Raw genomic sequence first — 25,623 nt, forward strand, 5'->3', positions numbered from 1 at the left:
CCGATCGAATTCAGGTGCGCCGGACGCGGCGGTAGGTGGGCACGGCGGTGGTCGCGGCGACGAGTTCGGTGGCGAGCCAATCGAGATCGGCGTCGGCGAGCGGCGAAATGGTGATGCGCAGATGGTCGGTGGGCGGCGGGTCGCCGACGATGAACGGGCCGCCCGGTGCGGCTTTGATGCCCGCGGCGGCGAGGGAGATCATGGCGGCGTTCTCGTCCGCGACCGGGAGCCAGAGGTTGATGCCGTCGCCGCGCGCGACGGTGACGCCGCGGCGGGCCAGCGCGCGGCGGAGTTCGGCCGAGCGCCTGCGGTATTCGGCGCGGGCGGTGGTGACGGCATGCCCGGCGGTTTCGTCGTCGAGCATGCTCAGCAGCACCCGTTGCAGCAGCCTGCTGGACCAGCCCGCGCCGAGCATGCGGCGTTCGACCACCGGATCGAGCAGGTCGGCCGGGCCGCCGGCCACGGCCAGCCGCAGGTCGGCGCCGTGCGATTTGGAGTAGGAGCGGATGTGGACGGTGCGGCGGGGGAGCCGGCTACCCAGGGAACGTAGTGGGGCGGCGGCGATTCCGGCCGAGTGGTCGTCCTCGATGACGAGAGTGGTTGTGTCGAGGAGGATGTCGGACAGCTCGCGGATCCGGCGGGCGGTGATCGAGACGCCGGTGGGATTCTGGCCGCGGGGTTGCAGGATGAGCGCGGTGGCGCCGTGGTCGGTGACCGCGCGGGCGAGTTCGGCGGGCAGCAGGCCGGATTCGTCCATCCGGACCGGGACGGGGCGCGCGCCCAGACCGGCGAGCAGGTCGAGAAACGGTGGGAAGCAGGGATCTTCGACCGCCACCGCGTCGCCGAGCCGGATGTGCGCGGTCAGGAGCCGGTCGACGGCGTCGAGCGCGCCGTCGAGCACCGCGATGCGTTCGGCCCGAAAGGGCCAGTCGGCGCGGACTTTCGTGGCGAGCTCGGGCAGGACCGCTTCGCCGAGGTAGTCGGCGGCGAGGTCACTGGCCCCGTCGCGGGTCAGATCGCGCAGTGCCGCACCGAGATCGGGCAGGAGTTCGGGATCGGGGGTACCGCGGGACAGATCGATCCGAAAGGCACTGCTGGACGGCGGATGCAAACGCTGATATCGGCCGACGGCATGGACCGTCCCCGGGCTGGCCGGTGCGCCGACGAAGGTGCCCGCGCGGCCCCGCGCGACGATCACACCCGCCGCGGCGAGCGCCCGCCACGCCTGGTTCACCGTCGCGGGCGATACCTTCAACTCCCGCGCGACCTCGCGAACGGTGGGCAGCCGGGCCCCGGTCGTCAACACCCCTGAACGAATCTGCCGGCTGACCGCCGCCGCGATTCCGGCGGGTGTCCGATCCGCCAATTCCGCGATGAACCGCCCCACCCCGTCCGCGGCAACCCACGGCGTCGCCACCGGCTCCGTCGTCACCGTGCCCCCTGAGGTCTACCGACGCTCGTCACAAGGTGTGCGCATGGGTGCCGCGTGCCGGCAGCGGTCGACCGTGTCCCGCCCGCATCGTCTGCTGACTCTCGGATTGCCTCGGTCACACGGTCATTCTGCGTCGGGCGCGGCACGGGAACCATGACCCCGCCGGAAGGTTTACGGCTACGAAACTGTTTCCGCAATCTTGTAACACAACCGAATTGGTTCGGAGTGAAGTATAACAAAGCATGGGAATCGTTCGAGCCGCGCTCGTCCAGACGAACTGGACCGGCGACAAAGAGTCCATGATCAAAGCGCACGAGGATTACGCCCGTCAGGCGGCGGCACAGGGCGCGAAGGTGATCTGCTTCCAGGAGCTGTTCTACGGCCCCTATTTCTGCCAGTTGCAGGACGCGAAGTTCTACGAGTACGCCGAGTCGGTGCCGGGCCCCACCACGGACCGATTCGCCGCGCTGGCAAAGGAATTGGGCATGGTGATGGTCCTGCCGGTGTACGAGCAGGAGCAACCGGGCCTGCTCTACAACACCGCCGCGGTGATCGACGCCGACGGCAGCTACCTGGGCAAGTACCGTAAACACCATATTCCGCACGTCAATGGCTTCTGGGAGAAGTTCTACTTCCGGCCGGGCAATCTCGGCTGGCCGGTATTCGATACCGCGGTCGGCAAGGTCGGCGTCTATATCTGTTACGACCGGCATTTCCCGGAGGGCTGGCGCGCGCTCGGCCTGGCGGGCGCGGAAATCGTGTTCAACCCGTCCGCGACCTCGCGCGGCCTGTCCGGCTACCTGTGGAAGCTGGAGCAGCCGGCGTCCGCGGTGGCCAACGAGTACTACATCGGCGCGATCAACCGGGTCGGCGTCGAGGAGTACGGCGACGACGACTTCTACGGCACCAGCTACTTCGTCGACCCGGAGGGCAAGTTCGTCGGCGAGGTCGCCTCGGACACCGATCCCGAGCTGGTGATCCGCGACCTGGATCTGGACCTGATCAAAACGGTGCGCGACCGGTGGGCCTTCTATCGCGATCGCCGGCCGGATGCCTACGGTCCGCTGGTGGCTCCCTAGATCGGCGACGCCATGACTCTGACCTTCATCCACGGCGGCACGGTGGTCTCGGCCACCGGATCGCAACTGCTCGACGTGCTGGTAGACGGCGAAACCATCGTCGCCGTGGTGCAGCCCGGATCCACGGCCCTCGGCGCGGACCTCGCCGCGACCGCCGAGGTGGTCATCGACGCGACCGGGAAGTACGTGATTCCCGGTGGCGTGGACGGACATACGCACATGCAGATGCCGTTCGGCGGCACCGAGGCGTCCGACACCTTCGAGACCGGCACCCGCGCCGCCGCCTGGGGCGGCACGACGACGATCGTCGACTTCGTGGTGCAGACACCGGGGGAGCGGTTGCAGGACACGCTCGGCGCCTGGCACCAGAAGGCCGCGGGCAAGTGCGCGATCGACTACGGCTTTCACCAGATCATCGGCGAGGTCAACGACGAATCCCTCAAGGGCATGAGCGAATTGGTGTCCGAGGGTGTCACCAGCTTCAAGCTGTTCATGGCCTACCCCGGCGTCTTCTACTCCACCGACGGCCAGATCCTGCGCGCCATGCAGTCGGCCGGCGATCTGGGCGCGCTGCTGATGATGCACGCGGAGAACGGGATCGCCATCGACGTTCTGGTCGAACAGGCCATCGCGCGCGGCGACACCGCCCCGTACTTCCACGGGACCAGCCGGCCGTGGCAGATGGAGGAGGAGGCCACCCACCGCGCGATCATGCTGGCGCAGTTGACCGGTGCGCCGCTGTACGTGGTGCACGTGTCGGCGAAGCAGGCGCTGGAACAGATCGCCACCGCACGGGGCAACGGCCAGAACGTGTTCGGCGAGACCTGCCCGCAGTATCTGTATCTCTCGCTCGAAGAGCAGCTGGGCGCACCGGGTTTCGAGGGCGCCAAGTGGGTCTGCTCGACGCCGCTGCGCTCGCGCGCCGAGGGGCATCAGGACGAGCTGTGGCGCTACCTGCGCACCGGCGACGTGACCACGGTCAGCACCGACCACTGCCCGTTCTGCATGAAGGACCAAAAGGAAATGGGCATCGGCGATTTCAGTAAGATCCCGAACGGAATCGGCGGCGTCGAGCACCGCATGGACCTGATGTTCCAGGGCGTCAAGAGCGGGCAGATCTCGCTCGAACGCTGGGTCGAGGTCTGCTGCACGACACCGGCGCGCATGTTCGGCATGTATCCGCGCAAGGGCGTGATCAGTCCGGGTGCCGACGCCGACATCGTGATCTACGACCCGAACGGGCACACCAGCATCGGCCTCGGCAAGACCCATCACATGAACATGGACTATTCGGCCTACGAGGGCTTCGAGATCGACGGCCACGTCGACACCGTGCTCTCCCGCGGCCGGGTGGTCATCGACGACGGCAACTATCTCGGCAGCGCCGGGCACGGCCGGTTCGTCAAACGCGAACTATCGCAGAACCTGATCTGACAGCCCAGCTGTCTCCGACCTCGAAACGGAGAGTGCCGCATGGACATCGGTGTGGTGCTGCAATGCACACCTCCCGCCTCCAGGGTGGTCGAACTGGCCAGACAGGCCGAGACCCAAGGGTTCTCGCACGTCTGGACCTTCGATTCGCATCTGCTGTGGCAGGAGCCCTACGTCATCTACAGCCAGATCCTGGCCGCCACCAGGAAGGTCGTCGTCGGCCCGATGGTGACCAACCCGGCCACCAGGGACTGGACGGTGACCGCGTCGACCTTCGCCACGCTGAACGACATGTTCGGCAATCGCACCGTGTGCGGCATCGGCCGCGGCGACTCGGCGGTGCGCACGCTCGGCGGCAAGCCGACCACCCTCGCCACCCTGCGCGAATCCATCGAGGTGATCCGGGAACTCGGCAACGGACGCAGCGCCAGGGTCGGCGACACCATTGTGCGGTTCCCGTGGGCCGGGGCGTCCCGGCTCGAGGTCTGGATGGCCGGATACGGCCCGCGCGCACTGGATCTCACCGGCGAGGTCGCCGACGGGTTCATCCTGCAACTGGCCGACCCGGACATCACCGCGTGGACGATCGCGCGGGTCCGGTCGGCCGCCGAGCGAGCGGGGCGCGACCCGGGCTCGGTGCGGATCTGTGTCGCCGCACCGGCCTACGTCACCGATGGTTCGGCGGCCGCGCTCACGCACGCCCGCGAACAGTGCCGCTGGTTCGGCGGGATGGTCGGCAATCACGTGGCCGACATCGTGGCGAAATACGGCGCGGGCAGCGATGTTCCGGCCGCGCTCACCGAATACATCGCGGGCAGGCAGGGTTACGACTACAACCAGCACGGGCGCGCGGGCAATACGCACGCGGACTTCGTCCCCGACACCATCGTGGATCGGTTCTGCCTGATCGGCACGCCCGACGACCAGCTCGCCCGGCTGCGGGAACTGGAGACGCTCGGGGTGGACCAGTTCGCGGTCTACCTGCAGCACGACGCGAAATCCGCGACGCTCGAGGCGTACGGGGAATCGGTGCTGCCCCGGCTGGCGCACCCCGTCACCGCGACGGAGGGCGCGTGATGACGGCGCTGATCCTGGGAATCCTCGCGGCGACGGCGTTGGCGCTGATCGAGTTCGGCCCGCACCGAGCCGCTACCCGGTCGTCGACGCGTGCAAATCATGCTGCCGCGCAAGCGATTGCAGGCGATCTCGTGCGTGGCTCGCGAAGCGGTGCGCCGCGGGTGGGTATGGAGCGTCGGCGGCCGACGCGCGTGGATCGTGTGGCTGCGCACGGGATTGCGGGCGGATTCGTGCGTGGCTCGCGAAGCGGTGCGCGGCGGCCGGGCATGCGGCAGGGGGAAGGGAGGTGAGGGTTCGGGCGGTCCGGGTGGGTTACGCGGTGGGGGTTTTGGTGCTGGTGCTCGCGGTGTGGGAGCTGGTGAAGTTTGCTGTTCCGGAACGGGGTGTGAGCATCGGCGACCAGCGGATCCTGCCCCGCACCGGCGACGGCGCGCTGCCCCATGTGTGGTCGGTGGTGACGGTGCTCGGCGAGCGGGACAACTCCGGCACCGTCGGTGAAACCTTGCTCAGGACAGCTGGATTCACCTTCGGACTGGCCTTGCTCGCGCTGCTCATCGGCACCGTGGTCGGCGTGGCGCTGGCGATTCTCATGCAGCGCTTCGGCTGGGTCGAACGCGGGCTGTTGCCGTACATCATTGTGTCGCAAACGGTTCCGTTGATCGCGCTGGCCCCGCTGGTGGCCGGGTGGGGCGGCAAGATCGTGATCGCCGGTGCGCCGTGGCGGCCGTGGATGAGCATCGCGGTGATCGCGTCCTACCTCGCGTTCTTCCCGGTGGCTGTCGGCATGCTGCGCGGGTTGCAGGCGCCGTCGAAGGCGTCGGTCGAACTGCTGCACAGTTACTCGGCGAGCTGGTGGGAAACGCTGGTGCACTTGCGGTTTCCCTCCGCCGTCCCGCACTTCCTGCCCGCCTTGCGCTTGGCCGCCGCGGCCTCGGTGATCGGCGCGGTGGTCGCGGAGATCTCCACCGGCACGGCAGGTGGAATCGGCCGCCAGATAATCGTTTTCGCCCAGCAGGCCACCGGAGACGCCTCCCGGCTCTACGCCGCCGTCCTCGCCGCCGCCCTGCTCGGCGTAGCGGTCACCGCCGTCGTCGGACTCGCCGAACTGGCGTTGCGTCGCTACAGCAGGCCCGCGGGCGTATCGCGCTCGCCGGTCGGAACCTCGTGATCGACCGCGCCCCGGCCACCCAGACCATCGAATCCACGCACTGTTACGACCGTCCGCCGCACGCCGCGGGCAGCTTTTCAGGAGGTATCCGTTGACCGCCAAAGTACAACCGGCCGTCGCCACGGCGACATCGGAGCCGGATTCGGCGGCCGGGCAGTCGGGTGCCGACCTCGCCGAGCCGGCCGCCGAGCGCCTCGCCGCGGTGGAACTCGCGGACGTGGGCAAGATCTACGCCGCCGGGTCGGTCACCGCGCTGTCCGAGGTCTCGCTGACCGTCGCCGCGGGCGAATTCGTCTCGCTGATCGGCCCTTCCGGCTGCGGCAAGTCGACCCTGCTGCGCATCATCGCCGACCTCGAGCAGCCGACCGGCGGCACCGTCACGGTGCACGGCAAGACCGCGCGCCGTGCCCGGATCGACCAGGACTACGGAATCGCCTTCCAGCAGTCCGGGCTGCTCGACTGGCGCACGGTGCGGGCGAATGTCGAACTGCCCCTGGAACTGCACAAGGTGCCCAAGCGTGAACGCCGCGCGCGCAGCGCGGAACTGCTCGAGCTGGCCGGGCTGACCGACTTCGCCACCCGCTATCCCGCCGAATTGTCCGGCGGCATGCAGCAGCGGGTCGCGATCGTCCGCGCGCTGGCGCCCAAACCCTCGCTGCTGCTGATGGACGAACCGTTCGGCGCGCTCGACGAGATGACCCGCGAACGAATGCAGGGCGAGCTGCTGCGCATCGCGGGGGAGACCGGCGCCGCCGTGGTCTTCGTGACGCACTCGATCCCGGAGGCGGTGTTCCTGTCCGACCGCGTGGTCGTCATGTCGCCGCGGCCGGGGCGGATCGCCGAGATCGTGCCGACCGGCGGCTGGGGCAGGCGCGACGCCGCCGAGGCCGGCGACGACGTGCGGTCCAGCCCGGAGTTCTTCGAGGCGGTGGCCGCCGTCCGTGCGGCGTTGCGCGGCGGCCACGGCGATCCGCTCGCCGGCCGGGAGGTGTGATGTCCGGGAAATCGCCGCTGCCGTGGCGAACCGTGTTGCCGCCCTTGCTGTTCGGCGTCGGCGGGCTGGCGCTGTGGCAGGTGCTCACCGTCGTCGCCGGGGTGCCCTCGTTCCTGCTTCCCGCGCCCACCGCGATCGCGAGCGAGTTCACCGAGAACTTCGGCCGCATCGCCGACGCCGCGACCGCCACCGGGACCAATGCGCTGATCGGGCTGCTGGTCGGCGCGGTGCTCGGCATCGCCGCGGCGATGCTGGCCGTGCGGTTCCATCTGGTCGAGGGATTGCTCACGCCACTGTCCGCCGCGGCGGCCGCGGTGCCGATCGTTGCCCTTGCGCCCCTGCTGAATTCGATGTACTCGACCACGACGGACACTCCGCGCCGGATGGTGGTCACCATCGTCGTGTTCTTCCCGATGTTCGTCAGCACCGCCCGGGGTCTGCGCCAGGTCCCGCAGGTTCATACCGACCTGATGACCTCGTACGCGGCGGGCGGCTGGCAGATCACCCGCACCGTCCGGCTGCCCGCGGCGCTGCCGTACCTGTTCACCGGGCTGCGCATTGCCGCGCCCGGCGCGGTGATCGCCGCTATTATCGCCGAATATTTCGGCGGGTTGCAGAACGGTCTGGGCAGCCGCATCACCTCCGCCGCCGCCAACACCGCCTATCCGAGGGCCTGGGCCTATGTGGCGGGCGCCGTGCTCGTCGGCCTGCTGTTCCTCGCCGCCGTCCTACTCCTCGAACAACTCACCCGCAGACCCCGCACCACCCTCTGGAGAGCTAGATGATGAAGTCCCCCAAGCGATTCCGTACCGGTCTGGCGCTCGCCGCGCTGGTCGCGGCCGCGCTGACCGGTTGCAGCACCACCGACGGCGGGTCCGGCACCACCGCCGACGGGCTCACCAAGGTCAAGTTGCAGCTGCAATGGTTCAAACAGGGACAGTTCGCGGGCTATCTGGCCGCGGCCGACCAGGGTTTCTACAAGGAACAGGGATTGTCCGTCGACATCCTCGACGGCGGAACCGATATCGTCCCGCAGACCGTGCTCGCGCAGGGGCAGGCCGACTACGCCGTCGCCTGGGTGCCGAAGGCGCTGGCCTCCCGGGAGGCGGGCGCGGGCATCACCGATGTGGCGCAGATCTTCCAGCGCTCCGGCACCAAGCAGGTGTCGTTCAAGTCGGAGAACATCCCCGACGCCGCCGCGCTGCGCGGCAAGACGGTCGGAAACTGGGGCTACGGCAACGAATTCGAGCTGTTCGCCGGCATGACCAAGGCGGGCCTCGACCCGGCCAAGGACGTCAAGCTGGTGCAGCAGCAGTTCGACATGAACGCCTTCCTGAGCAAGGACATCACCGCGGCGCAGGCCATGTCCTACAACGAGTACGCACAGCTGCTGGAGACGAAGAACCCGGCCACCGGAAAGCTGTACACGGCAGATGATTTCGCGACCATCGACTGGAACGCCGAGGGCGTCGCGATGCTCCAGGACGCGATCTGGGCCAACACCGAGAAGCTGAAGGACGCCAAATATCAAGAGCAGACGGTGAAGTTCATCGCCGCCTCGCTCAAGGGCTGGATCTTCTGCCGGGACAACGTGGACAAGTGCCGCGACATCACCGTCGCCGCGGGCAGCACGCTCGGCGCCTCCCATCAGCAGTGGCAGATCAACGAGGTGAACAAGCTGATCTGGCCGTCGCCGGCGGGCATCGGCATGGTCGACAGCACGGCCTGGAACCGGACCGTGAAGATCGCCAAGGACACCAAGAACCAAGAAGGCGCAACGGTATTGAAGAAGGATCCCGACGCGAGCGCCTACAGCAGCGACTACGTGATGAAGGCGCTGGAACAGCTGATGGCCGCCGGCGTCGACGTGACCGGCACCGGCTACGCGCCGAAGCAGGTCACCCTGGCCGAAGGAGGTAAGTGAGCGTGCGCGATCACTGACCGCCGCCGCCACGAGGGGGCCCCGCGATCGATCGTCTCGCGGGGCCTCAGCGTGGAGTGAGCGCGATGACCACGCCACCCTGCTGCCACGACTGATACAAATCGGCCTGGGCGGTGCAGTATGGCCGCCGAGGTCACTGCTCGTCGGCGTCGAGTTCGCGGAACACGGCCAGTGAGGCGGGTTGGCTGGCGAAGTCCAATCGCTCGGCCGTGTGGTTGACCTCGCCGTCGGTGGCCAGCGAGACCGGGGCGCCGTCTACCTGGACGTTCAGGCGTCCGACGCGCTGATGGACGTAGGTGTCCGAGCGGTTCAGCGTGCCGGTGAAGGTGGCGAAGATCAGCCGGAGGCGGGAGAAGCGAAGGTCGGCGCGGAGATAGCGGACATCGAGGGTGCCGTCGTGGATGCGCGGACGGGACATCGGGATCTGGTCGGCCGGGTGGTATGCGCCGTTGCCGAGGAACAGCATCCACAGGGCGCTGTGCTTGCCGTCGAGCGTGGCGTGCAGGGGTTGCGCGCGGAACAGCACGCACAGCATGGCGATACCGGCCGCGGGCCACTTGCCGATCCGGCGTTCCCAGCGCTCGCGCAGGCGGACGAAGTCGGGGTAGCCGCCCAGGCTGGCGGTGTTGATGAAGGTGCGTTCTGCGGCGTCGTCCAACCGCACCCGGGCCGTGTCGACCAGCACCAGCTGACCCGAATCGAGGGCGGCCAGGGTCGTCGCCGGATCCTCCACCCCGATGTCGCGGGCGAAGTGGTTGAGCGTCCCGCCGGCGAACACCGCCAGCGGAAGGTTGTGGCGCACAGCGGCTTCCGCGACGGTCGATACGGTTCCGTCGCCGCCGAGCACGCCGAGCGCCGCGACATCGCCGCCCTGCACTCGCGTGTCGAGCTCGGCGGCGAGGTCGATATCGCCCTCGAGTTCGAGGATCTGCGCTTCGGGCAGCCGACCGCGCAGCAGGTCCGCCAGTTCGCCGCCGTCGTCGGTGCCCGAGGACGGGTTGACCACGAACAGCAGCCCGCGCCCCTGGGGCAGCGGTTCCGTGCGCTTCGACGGGCCCAGCGTGGCGGGTTCGTCGTCACGCACCGCCCACCACCGCCTGGTCGCCAGCGCGACCCCGGAACCGAGCGCCGCCCCGGCCACCACGTCGGAGGGCCAGTGCACGCCGATGTGCACCCGCGAGTAGGCCACCGCGACCGCGAGCGGTGCGATCACCGCGGCGGTACCGGGCGACTCCAGCGCGACCGCGGTGGTGAACGCCGCCGCCGACGCCGCGTGACCGGACGGGAACGACGACGACACCGGCGGTTTGACCAGCCGCCGCAGCAGCGGCACCGCCTCGACCGGCGGGCGCCGGCGCGGGAACAGCGGCTTGGCGACCCCGTTCGCGACGCCGCTGGCCAGGCTCACCGCCGCGAGACCGCGCACCGCGCCGCGCCGCTGGGCCCGTCCGCCCGCCACGAACAGGACGGCGGCGATGCCCATCCAGAGGCGACTGTGGTTGGCGCTCAGGCTGAGTGAGCGCAGCATCTGGTCGGCGGGCGTCGGCCGCAGGCGGGCGGTGCGCTGCACCAGGCGGCGGTCGAAGGCGTTGATAGTACGGAGTCGTTTACGCATCGAATCGAGCTTATCCAGCCGGCGGACAATCAAACGGTGTCGCGGCCGCTTTGTCGGCCGTGGCGCGAATGCCCCTCGGTACGCTGCTCCCATGACATCTGGGCCGACGGAGATCTGGCACAACCCGCAGTGCTCGAAGAGCCGCACCGCCACCAAGTTCCTGGACGAGGCCGGCGTGGAGTACTCGGTGCGGCGCTACCTCGACGCGCCGCCGACCGCCGGCGAACTCCGGGACGTGCTGCGGCGGCTGGACGCCGAGCCGTGGGACATCACCCGCACCGGCGAGCAGATCGCCAAGGACCTAGGGATGTCCACGTGGGGTCGCACGCCCGCCGATCGGGACCGGTGGATCGAGGCGCTGGCCGAACATCCGCGGCTGATCCAGCGGCCCATCGTGCTGACCGCGGACGGCGGCGCGGTCGTGGCGCGCGACGACGCCGCGTTGCGGTCGCTGGAATAGCCCGTGAGGACCCCGATAGTGGTGTCCCTGCCGCCGCGAATCAGGCGGTAGGGTCGGCTTTCATGAAGGTACAACTGCGCCACAACCCGGCGTCCACCATCGCGCGCTGCTTCCTCGCCGGCGGCGAGCCGATGCGGGTCGAGAGTGGCGCCATGGTCGCCCATTCGGCGGGAGTCACGTTGGCGGCCAAGGCCGAAGGCGGCATCCTGGCCGGGCTGAAGCGCTCGGTGCTGGCCGGCGAATCGTTCTTCGTCTCCACGTTCACCGCGCCGCAGCAGGGCGGCTGGGTGGACGTCGCGCCCGCGCTGCCCGGCGACATGCTGAATCTGCAGATCACCCAGGACCGCCCGTTCTTCATCAGCCGCGGCGGCTGGATCGCGAATTCCCATGGCGTGCAGGTGGAAAGCAAGTGGGGCGGGTTCGCGAACCTGTTCGGCGGCGAGGGCGGGTTCGGCCTGCGCGCGCACGGCGAGGGCGAGATCGTGGTCGGTGTGTTCGGCGCGATCGACGTCATCGATCTGCAACCGGGGGAGCCGATCACCATCGACACCGGGCACGTGGTGGCCTACGACCTGGCGATGAACTTCACCATCCGGCGCGCGGTGGTCGGGCGGTCCATCCAGTCGCTGAAGTCCGGCGAGGGTTTCGTTTTCGACTTCGTCGGGCCGGGGCGGGTGCTGCTGCAGACCAGAAATCCTGGCGCTTTCGCCGCGTGGGCGAGTTCGGTAGCCTCCTCCGGGTAATCGCCCCATCGATCTACCCGACTTACGGAGAACCATGGAATTGCTCGAAGTTTTTGCCAACATCGCCACCACCCTGCTGTCCCTGGGGAGCGGCAGCGCGGCTTGACCGCGTAGTTGAGTAAGACGAGCGTCCGGGGGTAGCGCTCAGGTGAGAAGATCGCCGACGAGTACCCGGGTGTCCGGCACGAAGGGCCAATCCGGGTCTGCCAGGTGGGCACGCAATTCCGCGTCCGTCCACCACCAGCCGTCGGCGATCTCCTCGGGCTGGTGGCGGATCGGTCCGTCGTAGCGCAGTTCGTAAGCGAAGAGGTGGCAGCGCATGGGGCGGCCCTGCCACTGTCCATCCCAGGCCGCCGTGGCCGCAGGTCGTAGCGCATCGGCACCGGTCAGGGTGATGCCGAGTTCTTCGGCCAACTCCCGGACGGCGGTCTCCTCCGGTGATTCGCCCGGGTCGATCACCCCGCCGGCCAAGCAGTCGTGCAGGCCGGCGAAGACCATCTTGGTGTCGGTGCGGCGATGCACGTAGATCCGCTCACCATCACCGGATCGCAGCAGCACACCGGCACTGGCGTGCCACAATCCGTCGCGGTAGACCGCAGCCCGGTCGGCGGCGCCGACCACCCGGCCCGCCGCGTCGTAGACGGCGATCATCTCGGACTTCTGCTGCACTGGTTCCGGCTGCGCTGACACCGGTCGAGAGTAGCGTTAGGGTCGCTCGCAGACTCGAGAGAGGATCGCGCCGATGGTGCTTCCCCGCGCACTGGCGAAATTCAACCGGCATGCCACCAATCCCGCGGCGGCCCTGCTCGCCGGCCGCACCCCCGGCTTCGCCCTCGTCCAGCACCGCGGCCGAAAGTCCGGCCGCGAGTACCGAACCCCGGTCGCGGTGTTCCACCGCGACGGCGTCTACCGCATCGCACTGACCTACGGCCGCAACGTCGACTGGCTCAAAAACATCAGCGCCGCAGGCGATTTCACGCTACACACGCGCGGCCGAACCCTCGCCCTGACGAACCCCGCTGTCCAGCAAGACCCTTCGGCCCGGTGGGCCCCCGCCCCGGTCCGCCCCTGGCTGAAGGCGCTGTCCGTCGAGTACTACGTCGAAGCGCGTCCCGCGGCCGACTAGCAGTTCGACCCTGAATTCGGCGGCCGCGATCTTGCCTCGTGCCGCTGACCGGTGCGGTTGACAGGTAGGAAAAATCCTACCTATAGTCGGGGTATGACGATCAATCGGATCAACACTATTACTGCTTTCGTGGCTGACCAGGACAAAGCCAAGGAGTTCTATGCGTCGGTGCTGGGGTTTGCGGTGCGCGCCGATCGGGTGGTGGGTGGTAATCGGTGGCTCGAGGTTGTGCCGGGGGGCGAGGGGACTTCGATCGTGTTGCACAAGCCGTTCCCGGGGGCGAGTGCGGGCGGGCTGGCCGGGGTGATTCTGGGTAGTGACGATGTGGACGCTGCCGTTGCCCGGCTTCGGGATGCGGGGGCGGAGGTCGACGGGCCGGACGAGTTGCCGTGGGGGCGGCAGGCCACGTTCGCCGATCCGGACGGCAATTCCTTTGTGCTGCAAGCGCCGCCGGCGCAGGACTGGCAGCGGTAACCCCGTGGTCGCGGCCGCGGCGGGGCGCCTCGGTATTGTCGGCGGTGCGCACCGGCCGCGTGTGTCCTGTTCCGCCGGTGCTGATCGATCTTCGGGAAGCGAACATGCCGCAGCGAACCAAAGCCAGCACGGTCGACCTGTTGTTCGGCGCGCTGGCCAACCCGACCCGCCGGGACATCCTGGACGGACTGCTCGACGGCGAGCAGACCGTCCAGGCCATCGCCGAACGCTTCGACATGGCGCGACCCAGCGTGTCCGAGCATCTGAAGGTATTGCGCGACTGCGGGCTGGTCACCGAGGAGAAGCAGGGGCGGTTCCGCTACTACCGGCTCGCGGCGGACCCGTTGCTCGCGCTGCGCGACTGGCTCAACCCGTACGAGCGGTACTGGCGGGACAGCTTGACCGAGCTCGGCAAGGTACTCGACGAGATGGACGACGGGACGTGACCATGAGCGACGACCTGACGGCGGTCGAGGTCGACCAGTTCTACCCGCATCCGCCGGCGAAGGTGTGGCGGGCGCTGACCACCCCGGAATTGATGGGCCGCTGGCTGATGGAGCCGGACGGCTTCGAACCGGTGCTCGGCTGCCGATTCAGCATGCGCGCCAAGCCGATTCCCGCGGTGAACTTCTCCGGCGAGGTCGCCTGCGAGGTGCTCGAGGTGATCGAGGCCGAGCGCTTGCAGATCAGCTGGGCGGATGCCGCCGCCGAGAATCCCGCCGACTGGCGGATCACCTGGAGCTTGCGACCGGAGGGGCGCGGCACCCGAGTATTGCTGCGGCACAGCGGATTCGATCCGGACGATCCGATGCAGCAACTGTCCCGCCGGATGATGGGCGGCGGCTGGCCGACTGTCGCGCGCAACCTGGGCAAGGCGCTCGACGCGCTGTGAAGGGTCGCCGCTCGACCCCGAATCATCTTGTCGGGCAAAGCTGTCGGTGCCTCGCGATACAGTCCTGGCGCGTCGGCGATGATCTTGCGAGGGAAACGCTGCCTCGTCCGAACGGGGAGACGCGCAGGGAAACGGGAGGGAATCATGGTGAAGAAAACTGCCGCAATGGGGTTCGTGGTGCTCGCGGCGAGCGGCCTCGCCACGCTGATCGCGGCGGGTCCGGCGACGGCCGCCGCGCCGCAGACCCAGGTACATCCTGGGCTGTCGCTGAGCGAATGCCTCAAGCTCACCGATGACGCGCGGCATAAGGGCGCCGTCACGGCACAGTGCCTGCCGGACGGTTCGAACAAGAAGGCTGTCATCACTTACCGGTAGTCGAGGGCCGGGGCGGGACCGCGTCGTCGGTCCCGCCCCGATCAGTGCCTCACCGACGCCGGGCCGGCTTGCCGCCTGGCTTCGACGCGGAACTCGCGTGCGCCGACTTTGCCCTGGACTTCGACGTCGACCGGGTGCGATCAGGTTTCGACACCGACTCTGCGTGCACCACCTCGGTGCCCGGTTTCGGCACCGACTGCGCATGAACCGGTTTCGCGCCGGACTGCGCACGGACCGGCTTGGCACCGGGCTTGGGCGTCGACGGCGCTCGCTGGGGCTTCGCCCCCGGCTTGGGCGCCGACTCGGCACGAGCCGCCGCGACCCGCGCCACCTCCGCCGCGGCCTCGGCATCGAGGCGGTGGTACACGAAGTGCTGTTGGGCCAATGTCCACGCGTTGTTCGTGACGAAGTAGAGCAGGATCGCCACCGGCACCAGCGCGCCGCCGATCAGCGCGAACGCCGGGAAGGCCCACAGGCTCAGCGGGCGCATCAGCGGAATCTGGCTGGCTTCCTGTCGGTTCAGCGACGCCCGCGCGGTGAAATGCGTTGCGACAGCGGCGATCAGCATCAACGGGATGGCCACGGCCGCGACCGTTGCCAGGAGATCGCCCGACCCGCCGAGGATGGCCGACAGCGGGGCGCCGAACAGCTTGGCGTGCAGGAACGACTGCACGTCGGTGGCGCTGAACACGTAGTTGGGCGTCGCGGCGTTCTGCTCCGGCGTCATCGGGGTCGGGGTGGCCTGGAACGGCAGGTGGCTGAGGCCCGCGGTGCGATCGAACGAGCGCAGCACATGGAACAGGCCGATGAATACGAAAACCTGACCGATCATCGGAATCAGTGTCGCGAAGCTATTGATGCCGTTCGCTTTGTACAGCTTCTGCATTTCCTTCGCCTGCAGCGCGCGATCATTCTTGTATTTTTGTTTCAGTCTGGAAACTTCGGGTTGCAATTTTTTGACAATTGCTTGGGTGCGCGCTTGTTTCAGGAAAGGTACAAAAAGGACGGCGCGGAGAGTGAGTACGAGAAATATCACCGAGAGCACCCAGGCGAGACCGCTGGCGGGTCCGAAGGCGGCGGCGAAGAGGTAGTGCCAGACCCAGAGAATGGCGGACACCGGGTAATAGACGAAGTCGAGCATGGACAGCACCTGACTGTGGGCGTGCGTGCGCGCACGAGAACGGAAGGGGTCGACGACAACGCCGACGACGCCCCGCGGCTGCGGAGGCTGTCGTCAGGCGGTCGCGAACCCTGGTGCTCGTGGGCGCGGACGGCCCGGGGTGTCCGGATTGCTCTGGCGCAGGAACGAGCCACGTCGGCGCCGCTGGGCGGACGGTGGCGGCCCGGAACCGACCTGGACCAGCGGCAGCGCGGCGGCGGTGTGCAGGGTGGCCAGTGCGACGAACAGCGACGCGGCCACCACACCGACCACGGCCACCGAGCCGGGCTCACCCGCCGGTATCGCGAAGAGCACGAGCGCGGGCAGCACGAATGCGACAACCGCATACGCCATCAGCCGAGCCCGCGAGATCATCTTCTGAGCATACTGGCTCCGAGCGCGACAGTGCCCCGTCATCCCGGGCGAATACCGGGACGACGGGGCAGCCGAGCGGGTCAGGTCAGAGACTGATGTCCCAGTCCACGTCGCGGCTCATCATCGACGGCGGCAACCCGAACGTGCGCCGGCACGTCCGGGTCAGGTGCGAGCTGTCCGCGAAACCGGCCGCGTCGGACGCGGTGTCGACGTCGGCACCGGCCATGACGCCGTTCATCGCGATGTAGAGCCGCAGCCAGAGGATGTAGCGGCGCAACGGAATCCCGACCTGTTCGGTGAACAGATGGGTCAGCCGGGTCGCCGAGATCCCCAGCTGCCGCGCCACATCCGAGCCGCGGACCGACCCGTCCTTGACCATGTCGGGCAGCAACTGCAAGGCCGCGGTCACCACGCCGTGCCGGTCGTCGAGGCCGATGGTCGCCTTGTCCCGCAGCAGATCCGCGAGCACGTCGGCGACGTGCCCGGCCAGGCTGCCGTGCGCGGGATCGACGTTCAGCCCCTGCACCCAGCCGTGCAGATGCGCCCGCCGGTCGGCGGCCGCACCGGCGATGGTCTCCGGGTCGAGGTAGATCGCGACGCCGTGCCTGGCTCCGGCACACACCCGGTGTGGCGCGTCGGTGGGGATGAGGATGTGCGTGCCCTGTTGCCGCACCCCGCTGCCGTCCACCACGGAGATGGGGGTACAGGCGGCCATGATCTGCACGGCGTGGTGGGCGTGTAGTTCCGTCGGCAGGATTTCGCCCTCGAACGCCAGAATGCCGGGCCGTAGTAGCGCAGTGCCCCGCCACTGCCCCGTGTCGGTGGCTTCGGCGTCCGATGACGTCGAGAAGTCGTTGCTGACCAGAGCCTTCATCATCGGACGCTCCCGGCTTTCACGAGGGAGTCCCTCGCTGGATCCTGTGCTGAGACTATCGGGTTCGGCTCCCCGGCCGTCGTGGTTTGTCGATCGCCGGAGCTCGAACGGGTCGTTCGTTCCGCGACCCGGCACCCACGTCGTCGCGGGTGCCGGGCCGACGAGTCGAGCCGGGTTGACGCTGGGCGAGTACCGGGCCGTCATACCCGGACCGAGATCGCGCTGGACAAGGTCGCGGCGACCTTGTCGAGGAACTCACCGATCAGCCGCCCGGAGGTGGGGGTGGCGGGGAAACGGGTACGCAGGGCGAGCCCGTCGTCGGTGCGGGTGAACCAGAGTTGCACGTCGTCCAGCGGGGCGCTGCGACTGAGCTGGCCCGGATTCCTGGGCACCGTGCGGGTCGTGTCGCTGCGCGATCCGCCGGGTAGCCGCCGGTAGTCGGTGTAGGAGACGCTGAACAGATCCTGCCGGCTCCGGCGCAGGTCGCTGCCCATCGCGGCGAGTACGCGGCTGGCCGGGACCTGCGCCAGCCGCTGACCGGACCGGACCGCGTCGTCGGCCGATTGCGCGGTCGCGCAGAAGTCGTGCGCCACCGGCACGTGCGCCGGCGCGTTCGACACCAGCCAGCCAAAGGTGTTGTGGTGCCGCGGCTCCCGCCGGGTGTGCACCGGGAACACCAGGTCGATCCCGGTGCGCCCGCCGAGCTCGGCCGCGGCCATCGCGACCGCGGCCAGCAGCGCCGCGAACATCGAATACCCGTCGGCCCTCGACTTGCGATGCAGCGCGTCGGTGGCCATCGCGCCGAGCAGCAGCCGGACGTCGCTGCCGAACGGCGCCAGCGTCCCGGCCGGGACGCCGAGATCGAGCGGGAAATGCGGCAGGTCGTTGCCCGCGGCGTGCAGGAAGTCCCGCCACGAACGGATCAGCGGACCGGTGGCCGCCGCCGGAATGGCGGCCTCCCTGGTGGAGTAGGACAGGAAGCTGCCCGGCTCGGGCAGCCGGGCAGCGGCCGCGACGGCCGCGTCGTGACCGTCCTCGCAGGCCGCCCGGTAGAGCTCGTCCAGTTCCGCCACCGCGATGGTGATCGACCAGGCGTCGCACACCGCGTGATCGAATCCGCAGACCACCGTGGAGGTTTCCGGCCTGCTGATCGCGCCGAGGAAGTACGGCGCGAAGGTGAACGGCGAGCACGCCTGATCGAGCCGGCCGCCGAGGACGGTGCGCAGGTCCTCGGTGGTCGCGGTCTCGACGGCGGGCTGCGGGACGAGCCGGATATCGCTGTCCACCACCACGTGCACCGACGCCGGCTTGCCGTCGGCGGGCGGCTCGAAGCTGCAATGCAGCGCGTCGTGGCGGGGCAGCCACACCGAAAAGGCCGTCTGCAAGGCGGATTCGTCGATCGGGCCCGCCACGTCGAACGTCGCGGCCAGCCAGGTGGTCGGCCCGCCGGAGGACAGGTGGATCGCCTGGTTGGAGGACGGGGGTGTGGCATCGGGCGTCGGTCCCGGCTCGGCGACCGCGGCCCATTCGAGCAGGGTGCCCGGTGGTGCATTCAGTTGGTCGAGAAAAAGCAACTGCATCATGACCTCGCGAGAGCTGGTGCGGTGACCGCGAAATCACCGGTTTCGGCGATGGCGCGCAAGACGGTGCGGATCTGCCCGAGATAGTCGGCGGCCGACTTGTGCGCGACCGGCGTGTCCGGGTACATCATCGTGACGTGCAGCCGCTCCAGCTCGCGGTTGAACCAGATGGGCGAGGTCTGCCCGATCTTGCTGCGTGAGCCGAGGCCGTTGATCCCGGACACGCCGGGCATCGCCGCCTCCAGCGCCGGGCCGGACACCGCCCGCATGTCCAGGTAGGACACCCACGGCCAGTCCGTCGTGACCGGCAGCGGCGATCCGGTGAGCGCGGCCGCCCGGTCGAGTGCGGCATGGATCGGGACGTTCGCCAGCGGCTTGGTCCAGTCCAGGGCCACGCCGGCGCGGCCGATCAGCTCGGTGAACCGGTGTGCCCCGTCGAGCTCGAACGCGATCGGCATGAGGTTGATGAACCAGCCCTGCGCGAGCTGATACTGCGGCTCACTCCGGGTGCCGACCACGTTCATGCCCAGGTAGCTGGTCCGCCCCGCGAACTCGAGCTCGGCAAGGGCGACCGCGGCGTACAGCCCCGCGGAGAACGATCCGCCCGCGCTCTTGCAGGCCGCGGCGAACGCGTCGATTTCGGCCGCGTCCAGCATGTCGACCTTGGTGCCGAAGCTGTCGGCGACCTCACCGGGCGCGAGGCCCAGCTCGATCGGCAGCGGACGGACCCGATGTCCCTTCTCGGCGAGCAGCCCCGCCAGCTGCTCCAGCTCCGGCGGCTGGGCGGCGACCGCGGCGCGCTCGGTTCTGGCGAACTCGACGTAGCTGCCGACCGGCGGCAGCACGGGCTCCTGGCCGGTGCTGAACGCCGTGTAGAGCGCGTGGAATTCGTAGGTGGAGGTGAGCACCGACATGCCGTCGGTGAACGCGTGGTCGGCGCTGTAGACGATGGTGAATCCGTCCGCACCGTGGTCGATCGCGCAGCAGACGATGGCCGGCCAGCGCGTCGGGTTCGCGTTGGCCTTGAACTTCGCGACCAGGGTGTCGCGCAGCTCGCCGCTGTCGGTGAAGGTGGCCAGGGTGTGGGTTTCCAGGTCGACCGCCGCCGGGTCGAGCAGGTACCTGGTCAGCGCGAATCCGCCGTCGGACTCGTCGATCCGGAACCACGAGCGCAGGGTCTCGTGGCGCTGCAGGAACGCGATGTAGGTCCGGCGCAGCGCCTCCGCGTCGAGCGGGCGCGCGACGGTGAAGCAGAACGACAGCTCGGAGGCGAGCGGATCGTTGGTCTGCCTGCGCGCCGACCAGCGGCGGATGTGCGACTCCTGCAGGTAGGTCGCGGGAATGTCTGAGGGCGCGGTGGTTTCGGTGGCCGCCTGGCTCGCCGCGGTGGTGGTGAACTCGAGTAGCACGCCGGGTTTCGGCTGCCAGTGCTCGGTGAGGGTCATCTCTACCATGACAGCGGCGCTCCTTCGATCGGACGGATTCGGGCATCGCCGTAGCGGGTGAGCTCGGCGAGCAGGTCGCGCATGCGCAGCACATGGCGGTGGACATCGCGGGTCGCCTTGGTGGTGCCCGGATAACGCATGTTGAGGGTCACGCCCAGGGGGGTGCGGGCGATCCAGAAGTAGAACTCGTTGGTCGACACGTTGCTGCTGCGCAGGATGCAGGCACCGGTCTCGGTCCAGGTCGCCGCGCAGGGTGCGGAGCGGATATCCATGTAGGACACCATGAACGAGATGCTCGGCTGGGCGCCGAGCAGTTCGCACACCCTGGCGAACGGCACCGTCGCCGCACCGTTGGTGCGGCGCAGTTCCTCGCCCGCCGGGGCGATCAGCTCGGCGAGCGTGCGCGCCGTTCCGCAGTCGAGCTGGAACGGCGCGAGCCCGACGAACCAGCCGAGGGTCTCGGCCCACTGCGGGTCGGAACGAGTGTGCAGCGGGATCACGGTGCGGAAATCGCGGCCGGCGCCGAGCTCGGTGGTGGTCACCGCGAACGCGGCGAGCAACAGGGCGAACAAACCTTGGCCGTGCTCGCGCGCTATCCGTGCGGCCGCGTCGGCGGCATCGGCGTCGAGCAACTCGACGGACAGGGTGCGTTGCGGTGCTCGCCGGGGTGCCTCTGCGGTGTCGACCAGTTCGATCGGCGCCGCCGCGACCCGGCTGAGGGTGCCGGCCGGACTGTCGCTGTAGGTGTCTTCCAGGAAGAACGTCCGCCAGGTGTCGACCGCGGGATGCTCGGCGGTGGTCGCCGCGGCGCGAACGCGTTCGTCCTGGCTGAAGTCGACGTAGCTGCCGGTGTCGCGCAGCCGTGCGGGTTCACCGGCGCGCGCGGCGTTGTACAGCGCGAGCAGTTCGCCGCTGGTCGAAACGCTGGAGTAGCCGTCCATGATCGAGTGGTCGGCGGCGAAGATGACGGTGACGCCGGCCCGGCCCGCGATGGTCACGCAGACGTAGGACGGCCACCGCAGCGGTGACGTTCCGTCGTCCAGCAGGCTGTTGACCAGGCGATATGTCGCCATGGTCGAGGTCGGCGCGCCGGCGTCGACCGGCTGTACCCGGATCTCACCGGGCGGCAGGGTGTATCTGGCCGGCTGGCCGCCCTCGATGGCGACGTGCGAGCGCAGACCCTCGTGCCGGTCGATCCAGGCGTCCAGGGCGGTACGCCAGGCTTGCGGGTCGAGCGGTCCGTCGATCCGGAACGCGTGACCGAGCCAGTAGTGGCGCCGGTCCCGTATTCGACTGTGTTCCACCGCATCTCGAAGATGATGCTCGTGATTATAGGAAACGGCGCGAGTATCTCGCGGCCAGTCGGCCCAGTGCGAAGTGGCAGTCGGGAGCCACTCGATCACTCGGCCGCTCGGCAACGGATAATCGGCCAGTTCGATGAATTCCATGACACACCTTCAGCTGCCCATCGGCGATCCCCGTGAGCGGTAAGGGAATTGCCGATCCGAATAGTGACAAGAATTTCGGCCTGCATCCGAGAACTTTGTCCGAACGGTCCCGGGACGTCATCGTCGGACCGGAACGAGACAAACTGTAGAAGAAATTCTCGGTGAATGTGACGGTGAGCCTGATCACCGGTATTTGCCCCGCAATCGCGGACAACGGCGTTGCGGGCGGCGCAATAGCCGGGTGCAACGCCGCTGCCAGCGAGGATGTGAAACGCTTAATGTTCAGGTAGCTGATAGATTGCTGGACAATGTGTCTCAATGCACCTGGAATTCATCCCAGGTTTGCATGATCTTTACAGCTCCCGCGCTTGAAGAGGGGCTAAACGTGACCTCGGACGCATCCGGGCCCGGTGATCCGGGCGCCAGGCGCCCCCGGTGTCTCAGCCGCCGAACGCCGAGGCCGGCGCGAGCGGGACGATCAGGCTGGACGGCCGCGCCGCATCCCGGTGCAGCTGTTGGGACGAACCGAGCAAACGCGGCAAATCAGTCGGAATGGGCATAGTGGAGGGGAAGGTGCCGCTGGTGATCCGCAGGCGCAGCGCGTGTCCGGGTTCCAGGCGATAGAAGGTCGGGCGGATCTTGATGTCCAATCGGGTCACCGCGCCGGGGGTGAGCAGCTGCTCGGTGTCCTCGCGGATCACGTGCTCCGGCGCGTAGATCGTGCCATCGGTTGTGCGCCAAGTCTTTTCGTCGTTCAACGTGCGCTGACTGGCCAACTGCGACCCGCCGGTGATATTGACCGCCGAACCGTCCGGCGCGACATCGTCGAGCCACACCTGGAAGGCGGCATCGGTGCTGGTCGAGGACGCGTACAGGGTCACGCTGCTCGGCCCGGCGAGCACCGTCGGCTCGGTGACCGGGTCCATCGTGTAGCGCCGGCCCGCGACCGGTTCCTGCACCCACTCGGTGCACGGGTTATAGGCGTTGAACAGGCGGAACAGGAAATCGAACAGCCCGGCGCTGTACTGGCCGAGGCTCTGCCGGTTGCAGATGGTGTCGATGCCGGTGTAGTCCAGGCGATCCGACGCGTCCGCGACCGTCGGCGGCTGCGCGACGAGCCGATCGCCGTCGAAGTACCGCTGTTGCACGGCCGCCTGCTCGAACGGATAGCGCGCGGTGGCCACGGCCATGTTGTTCGGGTCGATGACATGCAGTGGGGTGGCGGTCCGGTCGACGCCGTTCGGAATGTCCTTGAGCCAGCGGTCGAACCAGGCCAGCGTGATCATGTCGGTGTCCATCCGCGAGCCGGGTCCGAAGCCGAGCCCGACGTGATACCACGGGCCCATCAGCAGCTGGAACCGTCCGTCGGTGGCCTGCCCCGGCGCCATCGGCGCGAACTGGTCCTTGCCCGCCGCGAGGTTCTGCAACTGGGAGTAGTTGCGCCACGGGCCTTCCTGATACAGATCCCACAGGCCGCCGACCTGGTACACGGCGATGCCGTTGCCGACCACCTTGTTCAGGTCGGTCTCGAACCGGCGGTCCTGCCAGAACCGGCCGTCGTAGGCCAGCGGCCCGCCGGCGTACGCGTCGATCAGCAACTTGATGGTGCTGTCTGAGGAGACCGCCGCTTGCAGATGGTCGACCAGGGTCTCGATGAACATCTGCGGCGAGACCACCGCCGTGATGAACGGGCCGATCAGGCTCAGGTACGGCACCAGCACCGAGATCGCCGTCAGCAGGATCGGACTCATCATGCCGTCGTGGCCGAGCACCTCGTTGAAGATGTTGTTCGGCATGGCCATCGGCACGATCGCCTTCAACGGCGAACCGGGCGAGACGGATTCGGCCGTGCGCAGCGCGGACAGCGCGGGGAACGAGTACCCGAACATGCCGACCTTGCCGTTGGCGCCGGGCAGCTTCGCGGCCCAGTCGACCAGCTGGGCGCCGTCCAGGCCGTCCTGCTGAGACGCGGGGTTCCACGCACCGGTCGACCCGCCGGTGCCGCGCACGTCCGCGATCACCTCGATGTAGCCGCGCCGCACCAGCATGTCCTGAGCGCTGGTGGCCTGGTTGATGATTCGGCGCGCGTCTTTCAGCTGATCCGGCAGCGCGATGTGCAGCGTGTCGATCACGCCGGTCACCGCGGCGGCGAGCGCGCTCGACACCGCGCCGTAGGTGGTGAAGTTGACGACCACCGGGAACTCGCCCGCGGCGCGTTGACCGGTGGCGGGGTCGGTGGGGTAGCGCACCTCGGTCTGCAACCGGGTGCCGTCGGAGAGCGGAACGATATGTCCCAGTTCGTAAGCGATGCCGTAGCGCTCGGGTGTCGGCTGATAGTCGGCGGGCAACCCGAAGTTGGCCGGTGCGTTGGGAACTGGGCCTGCGGCGGGCACCGCGTTTGCCGCAGGGGCGAGCTGAACGATCAGACCTACGGCGGTGACAGCCGCGGCGACCGGCATGGAGCGGCGGAATGTCCGCGCCCGGAACACAATTCTCAACTACCTGAACCTTTGCTGGGCTAGGGGTCGAAGCCGGGCGGGCGCTACCCTCCACCGGTCGATGCCGCGGATCGGGTGCCGAAACCTGGGGGCCGCTGGATCCCGGATTGTGTCCGGATGTCCGACAGTCACGCCTGACTTCATCGTCGCTACACAGCACAACGCATAAGCAGGGTGCCGCAACACCGGCAATTCCGAAGGGGATTCGCCGTGTCTTTGGAAAAGTGCCTAAAGTTGTCTCGCCGCAGCGGATTACGGCGCGAACGCGGCGGATTCGAGTCGCCGAGCCAGTCGAGCGGCGGACAGGGTCATCGCGTCGGCGGGGCGATGCGGGTCGAGCCCGGTCAGCTCGTGTACCCGGGAAAGGCGATAGGTCACCGTATTTCGGTGCACATTGAGTTGTCGCGCCGTCGCCAGCTGATTGAAACCACTGTCGACGAACACCTCCAGGGTCTCCGCCAGCATCGGTTGCGCGTCGAGCGGGGCGAGCACCGACGCGAGTCCCGGCCGGGCCGCGTCGCTCACCGCGACCGTGTATTCGAACTGCAAATCCTTTCGGCGGCACAGGATTTCCCGCCGGGTGAGGCAGCGGCCCAGTTCGGCGAGCACGCGTGCCTCGGCGTACATGGCCGGAATCGCGTCTTTGCTGCGCGCCGCGCCGACACCCACCCAGTACGGCGGCGGCTCGGCCGGTTCCTGCGCGGGCAGCCGGGAGGTGAGCGCGGACAGCGTGGCCGAGCCGTCGTCGCCGGCCTGCAGCGGGATGAGCGCGGTCCAGCCGCCCGCGTCGAGCCGCAGGAACACCCCGGGGATCGCCTCCACCCGGTGCCGCAGCGCCGACGCGGGCCCGCCGCGGGTGCCGCACAGGCGGAACACCGCGACCAGGAACGCGTCGGCCACCGGGATCACCGGATCGTTGGCCCACTCGACCGGGTCGCGGCCGGTGAGCAGCGCGTCGGCGATGCCGCGCCGGCGCTCCAGGAGTTCCCAGCGCGGGTCGTGCACGCGCTGGGTGGCCGCGGTGGCGATCCGCGAGGTGATCAGCGTGACGTACTTGAGCAGCATGAGCGAGGCGTCGAAGAGCAGCTCGCGCTCGGCCGGCGTGGCCGAGGCGCGCAGCCGCTCCCAGATGAACGCCGCGCCGAATCGGTAGCGCTCCAGCACCTCCGGCAGCGGGGTGCCGTCGCGCAACCGGTCCATCGCCAGCTCCACGAGCTCCCTGGTTTCCTCTTCCGCGGGTTCCTCGCCCCGGACGAGATAGTCGAAGAACAGGTCGACGTTGAGCTTGGTGCCCCGGGCGAAGTCGGTCTCCACCATCGATTGCGGCAGCCGCTGGTACGGCGGCAGCGCGGCGTAGAACGCTTCGAGCATCGACGCGGTCCGCCGATGGAGATCGTCGAACACCCGAGTCCGCGATGGCATCATGCTGTTCTTCT

Annotated in this window: 25 protein-coding genes; 14 read left to right on the forward strand and 11 right to left on the reverse strand. The window is 68.6% G+C overall.

Going from position 1 to position 25,623, the window contains the following annotated elements:
- Window positions 1–10 precede the first annotated feature (10 nt).
- Window positions 11–1,432 carry a PLP-dependent aminotransferase family protein gene (locus tag ACFYO1_RS10415; protein ID WP_387229102.1) on the reverse strand — a complete coding sequence of 474 codons (1,422 nt, stop codon included), beginning with the start codon at window positions 1,430–1,432 and terminating at the stop codon, window positions 11–13.
- Between the two features lie 242 nt (window positions 1,433–1,674).
- On the opposite strand from ACFYO1_RS10415, the gene ACFYO1_RS10420 reads away from it, so the two are divergent.
- The 7 genes from ACFYO1_RS10420 to ACFYO1_RS10450 all read left to right on the forward strand — a co-directional run bounded on the left by ACFYO1_RS10420 (window position 1,675) and on the right by ACFYO1_RS10450 (window position 9,105).
- Window positions 1,675–2,511, forward strand: a complete 837-nt coding sequence (locus tag ACFYO1_RS10420) for a nitrilase-related carbon-nitrogen hydrolase (RefSeq protein WP_387229104.1) — start codon at window positions 1,675–1,677, stop codon at window positions 2,509–2,511.
- Window positions 2,512–2,523: 12 nt separating this feature from the next.
- A complete protein-coding gene (gene hydA, locus ACFYO1_RS10425; protein WP_387229107.1) occupies window positions 2,524–3,945 on the forward strand; it encodes a dihydropyrimidinase in 1,422 nt (473 codons plus the stop codon).
- A 39-nt stretch (window positions 3,946–3,984) separates the two neighbouring features.
- Window positions 3,985–5,019: a TIGR03842 family LLM class F420-dependent oxidoreductase gene (locus ACFYO1_RS10430; RefSeq protein WP_387229109.1), complete on the forward strand. Its 1,035-nt coding sequence runs from the start codon at window positions 3,985–3,987 to the stop codon at window positions 5,017–5,019.
- Between the two features lie 286 nt (window positions 5,020–5,305).
- On the forward strand, window positions 5,306–6,187 hold the full coding sequence (locus ACFYO1_RS10435) for an ABC transporter permease (protein WP_387229111.1): 882 nt from the start codon (window positions 5,306–5,308) through the stop codon (window positions 6,185–6,187).
- A 91-nt stretch (window positions 6,188–6,278) separates the two neighbouring features.
- Window positions 6,279–7,181: an ABC transporter ATP-binding protein gene (locus ACFYO1_RS10440; protein ID WP_387229114.1), complete on the forward strand. Its 903-nt coding sequence runs from the start codon at window positions 6,279–6,281 to the stop codon at window positions 7,179–7,181.
- Window positions 7,181–7,966 (forward strand): ABC transporter permease, encoded by a 786-nt coding sequence (locus ACFYO1_RS10445; RefSeq protein ID WP_387229116.1) that lies wholly within the window; start codon window positions 7,181–7,183, stop codon window positions 7,964–7,966. Before ACFYO1_RS10440 ends, ACFYO1_RS10445 begins: the two co-directional genes overlap by 1 nt.
- Complete coding sequence (locus ACFYO1_RS10450; RefSeq protein WP_387229118.1) at window positions 7,963–9,105, forward strand: ABC transporter substrate-binding protein; 1,143 nt, start codon at window positions 7,963–7,965, stop codon at window positions 9,103–9,105. The genes ACFYO1_RS10445 and ACFYO1_RS10450 overlap by 4 nt, the downstream gene beginning before the upstream one ends.
- A 151-nt stretch (window positions 9,106–9,256) precedes the next feature.
- Here ACFYO1_RS10450 and ACFYO1_RS10455 read toward each other — a convergent pair whose 3' ends face one another.
- Complete coding sequence (locus ACFYO1_RS10455; RefSeq protein ID WP_387229121.1) at window positions 9,257–10,738, reverse strand: bifunctional phosphatase PAP2/diacylglycerol kinase family protein; 1,482 nt, start codon at window positions 10,736–10,738, stop codon at window positions 9,257–9,259.
- A gap of 91 nt (window positions 10,739–10,829) precedes the next feature.
- Between ACFYO1_RS10455 and ACFYO1_RS10460 the strand changes: the two genes are divergently transcribed.
- Together ACFYO1_RS10460 and ACFYO1_RS10465 are read left to right on the forward strand one after the other, a co-directional pair.
- Window positions 10,830–11,198 (forward strand): arsenate reductase family protein, encoded by a 369-nt coding sequence (locus tag ACFYO1_RS10460; RefSeq protein ID WP_387229124.1) that lies wholly within the window; start codon window positions 10,830–10,832, stop codon window positions 11,196–11,198.
- A 62-nt stretch (window positions 11,199–11,260) separates the two neighbouring features.
- Window positions 11,261–11,941 carry a TIGR00266 family protein gene (locus ACFYO1_RS10465; RefSeq protein ID WP_150404576.1) on the forward strand — a complete coding sequence of 227 codons (681 nt, stop codon included), beginning with the start codon at window positions 11,261–11,263 and terminating at the stop codon, window positions 11,939–11,941.
- 144 nt (window positions 11,942–12,085) lie between these two features.
- On the opposite strand, the gene ACFYO1_RS10470 is transcribed toward ACFYO1_RS10465, so the two are convergent.
- Complete coding sequence (locus ACFYO1_RS10470; protein ID WP_387231825.1) at window positions 12,086–12,592, reverse strand: NUDIX domain-containing protein; 507 nt, start codon at window positions 12,590–12,592, stop codon at window positions 12,086–12,088.
- Between the two features lie 91 nt (window positions 12,593–12,683).
- Between ACFYO1_RS10470 and ACFYO1_RS10475 the strand changes: the two genes are divergently transcribed.
- The 5 genes from ACFYO1_RS10475 to ACFYO1_RS10495 all read left to right on the forward strand — a co-directional run bounded on the left by ACFYO1_RS10475 (window position 12,684) and on the right by ACFYO1_RS10495 (window position 14,808).
- Window positions 12,684–13,067: a nitroreductase family deazaflavin-dependent oxidoreductase gene (locus ACFYO1_RS10475; protein WP_387229126.1), complete on the forward strand. Its 384-nt coding sequence runs from the start codon at window positions 12,684–12,686 to the stop codon at window positions 13,065–13,067.
- A gap of 93 nt (window positions 13,068–13,160) precedes the next feature.
- Window positions 13,161–13,541: a VOC family protein gene (locus tag ACFYO1_RS10480; protein WP_387229128.1), complete on the forward strand. Its 381-nt coding sequence runs from the start codon at window positions 13,161–13,163 to the stop codon at window positions 13,539–13,541.
- 104 nt (window positions 13,542–13,645) lie between these two features.
- The gene (locus ACFYO1_RS10485) at window positions 13,646–13,987 is read left to right on the forward strand and encodes an ArsR/SmtB family transcription factor (RefSeq protein ID WP_387229130.1); all 342 of its coding nucleotides are present in this window, start codon (window positions 13,646–13,648) and stop codon (window positions 13,985–13,987) included.
- 2 nt (window positions 13,988–13,989) lie between these two features.
- Window positions 13,990–14,433, forward strand: a complete 444-nt coding sequence (locus ACFYO1_RS10490; protein WP_387229132.1) for an SRPBCC domain-containing protein — start codon at window positions 13,990–13,992, stop codon at window positions 14,431–14,433.
- Window positions 14,434–14,577: 144 nt separating this feature from the next.
- On the forward strand, window positions 14,578–14,808 hold the full coding sequence (locus tag ACFYO1_RS10495) for a hypothetical protein (RefSeq protein WP_387229134.1): 231 nt from the start codon (window positions 14,578–14,580) through the stop codon (window positions 14,806–14,808).
- A gap of 49 nt (window positions 14,809–14,857) precedes the next feature.
- Here the strand turns inward: ACFYO1_RS10495 and yidC are convergent, their stop codons facing one another.
- The 8 genes from yidC to ACFYO1_RS10535 all read right to left on the reverse strand — a co-directional run bounded on the left by yidC (window position 14,858) and on the right by ACFYO1_RS10535 (window position 25,612).
- The gene (gene yidC, locus ACFYO1_RS10500) at window positions 14,858–15,949 is read right to left on the reverse strand and encodes a membrane protein insertase YidC (protein WP_387229136.1); all 1,092 of its coding nucleotides are present in this window, start codon (window positions 15,947–15,949) and stop codon (window positions 14,858–14,860) included.
- Window positions 15,950–16,042: 93 nt separating this feature from the next.
- Complete coding sequence (locus tag ACFYO1_RS10505) at window positions 16,043–16,342, reverse strand: DUF6412 domain-containing protein (protein WP_378722261.1); 300 nt, start codon at window positions 16,340–16,342, stop codon at window positions 16,043–16,045.
- Window positions 16,343–16,427: 85 nt separating this feature from the next.
- Window positions 16,428–17,219, reverse strand: coding sequence for a helix-turn-helix domain-containing protein (locus ACFYO1_RS10510; RefSeq protein WP_387229139.1), 792 nt, complete (start codon window positions 17,217–17,219; stop codon window positions 16,428–16,430).
- Window positions 17,220–17,416: 197 nt separating this feature from the next.
- A complete protein-coding gene (locus ACFYO1_RS10515; protein ID WP_387229142.1) occupies window positions 17,417–18,796 on the reverse strand; it encodes a condensation domain-containing protein in 1,380 nt (459 codons plus the stop codon).
- Window positions 18,796–20,250 carry a condensation domain-containing protein gene (locus tag ACFYO1_RS10520; protein ID WP_387229144.1) on the reverse strand — a complete coding sequence of 485 codons (1,455 nt, stop codon included), beginning with the start codon at window positions 20,248–20,250 and terminating at the stop codon, window positions 18,796–18,798. Before ACFYO1_RS10520 ends, ACFYO1_RS10515 begins: the two co-directional genes overlap by 1 nt.
- Window positions 20,244–21,689 (reverse strand): condensation domain-containing protein, encoded by a 1,446-nt coding sequence (locus tag ACFYO1_RS10525; RefSeq protein WP_387229146.1) that lies wholly within the window; start codon window positions 21,687–21,689, stop codon window positions 20,244–20,246. The genes ACFYO1_RS10520 and ACFYO1_RS10525 overlap by 7 nt, the downstream gene beginning before the upstream one ends.
- A 440-nt stretch (window positions 21,690–22,129) precedes the next feature.
- Window positions 22,130–24,178 (reverse strand): CocE/NonD family hydrolase, encoded by a 2,049-nt coding sequence (locus ACFYO1_RS10530; RefSeq protein WP_387231827.1) that lies wholly within the window; start codon window positions 24,176–24,178, stop codon window positions 22,130–22,132.
- A 261-nt stretch (window positions 24,179–24,439) separates the two neighbouring features.
- A complete protein-coding gene (locus tag ACFYO1_RS10535; protein ID WP_387229149.1) occupies window positions 24,440–25,612 on the reverse strand; it encodes a PucR family transcriptional regulator in 1,173 nt (390 codons plus the stop codon).
- Window positions 25,613–25,623 lie beyond the last annotated feature (11 nt).

Source organism: Nocardia sp. NPDC006044 (genome assembly GCF_042871115.1).
Lineage (GTDB): Bacteria > Actinomycetota > Actinomycetes > Mycobacteriales > Mycobacteriaceae > Nocardia.